This window comes from Roseateles sp. P5_E11, assembly GCF_054049355.1.
In genome coordinates this window covers 1-1,510 of record NZ_JBFUMO010000940.1, presented here as the reverse complement: position 1 = coordinate 1,510, position 1,510 = coordinate 1, and the positions used below count along the sequence as shown (strand labels likewise).

The following is a 1,510-nucleotide window of genomic DNA, read 5'->3' as shown; positions in this document are numbered from 1 at the left end:
ACAAACCCTCGTACGCCTTGGTGTTGATGAAAAAGTCGAGCTGCGGGCCGCCTTCCCACCAGCCGGGGTAGTAGTAGTTGGGCGCGACCTTGTTGAAGCCCAGCTTCTGGTCGTCATAGGGGCCGACCCACTCGGCCGCATCGATCGTTCCCTTCTCCAGCGCCGAGTAGATCTCGCCACCGGCGATCTGCTGCGGCACGGCGCCCATGCGCTCCATCACGCGGCCAGCGAAGCCGCCGATGCGGATCTTCAGGCCCTTGATGTCGGCGACGCTCTTGATCTCCTTGCGATACCAGCCGCCCATCTGCGCGCCGGTATTGCCGCCGAGGAAGTTGATGATGTTGTAGTTGCGATAGAACTCGCGCATCAGCTTCAGGCCGTTGCCCTCCACCATCCAGGCCGTCATCTGGCGGCTGTTCAGGCCGAAGGGGATGGCGCAGCCCAGCGCGAAGGTCTCGTCCTTGCCGAAAAAGTAGTAGGGCGCCGTGTGCGCGATCTCGACGGTAGCGTTCTGCACCGCGTCAACCACCTGCAGCGCCGGCACGATCTCGCCGCCGGCATGCACGGAGATCTGGAACTTGCCGCCGGTCATCTCGGAGACCTTCTTCGCGAACACGTCGGCCGCGCCGAAGATGGTGTCCAGCGACTTGGGGAAGCTCGATGCGAGGCGCCAGCGCACTTGCGCCTGGGCGTGCACGACGGCAGGGGCAGCGCCCGCGGCCAGCACGCCAGCCAAGCCCGCGTGGCGCACAAAGGAACGACGTTCCATGGTCATTGAAGTCTCCTGTTTTCGGATTTGCGAAGAGAAAAGTGTCGGGCGATTCTAGGAAGACCGCACCGCCAGCCGGCCCGGATTTACCCCGGCGCTGACGCGTCAGATGCGCGTCAGTTGCCTGCGAGTTTCATGCCCGTGACGAGCACCGAACCGATGGTCTTGGTGCCCATCGTGTACTCGTCGGCGCCGATGCCGACGATGTTCTGCAGCATGTCACGCAGATTGCCAGCGATGGTGACCTCATGAACCGGGTAGGCGATCTCGCCGTTCTCGACCCAGTAACCGCTCGCGCCGCGCGAATAGTCGCCCGTCACGTAGTTCACACCCTGGCCCATCAGCTCGGTGACGAGCAATCCGCGGCCGAGGCGCCGGATCATCGTCGGCAGGTCGTCGCCTGGCGCGGTGGCACGGCTCGTCATGCGCAGATTGTGCGAACCGCCCGCATGGCCGGTCGTCTTCATGCCCAGCTTGCGCGCCGAGTAGCTGGACAGGAAGTAGCCCTGCAGCACGCCGCCTTCCACGACCGAGCGCGCGCGCGTGACGACACCTTCGTCGTCGAAGGGCGAGCTGCCCTTGCCCTTCTTCACATGCGGGTCTTCGGAGATGTCGATATGCGGCGCCATGACCGGCTTGCCCAAGCTGTCGAGCAGGAAGGTGGTGCGGCGGTAGAGCGCACCGCCACTGGTCGCCTGCACGAGCGCACCGAGCAGGCCGATGGCCACCGTGCTCTCGAAC

2 protein-coding genes are annotated in these 1,510 nt (G+C 64.8%); both read right to left on the bottom strand.

Annotated features, from left to right (window positions below):
• Positions 1–769: TRAP transporter substrate-binding protein (locus ACXJKR_RS32295; protein WP_457326333.1), on the bottom strand; the 769-nt coding region annotated here is incomplete at its 3' end.
• Between the two features lie 116 nt (positions 770–885).
• Positions 886–1,510 (bottom strand): metallopeptidase TldD-related protein (locus tag ACXJKR_RS32290; RefSeq protein ID WP_457326332.1); only part of this gene is annotated, 625 nt, incomplete at its 5' end.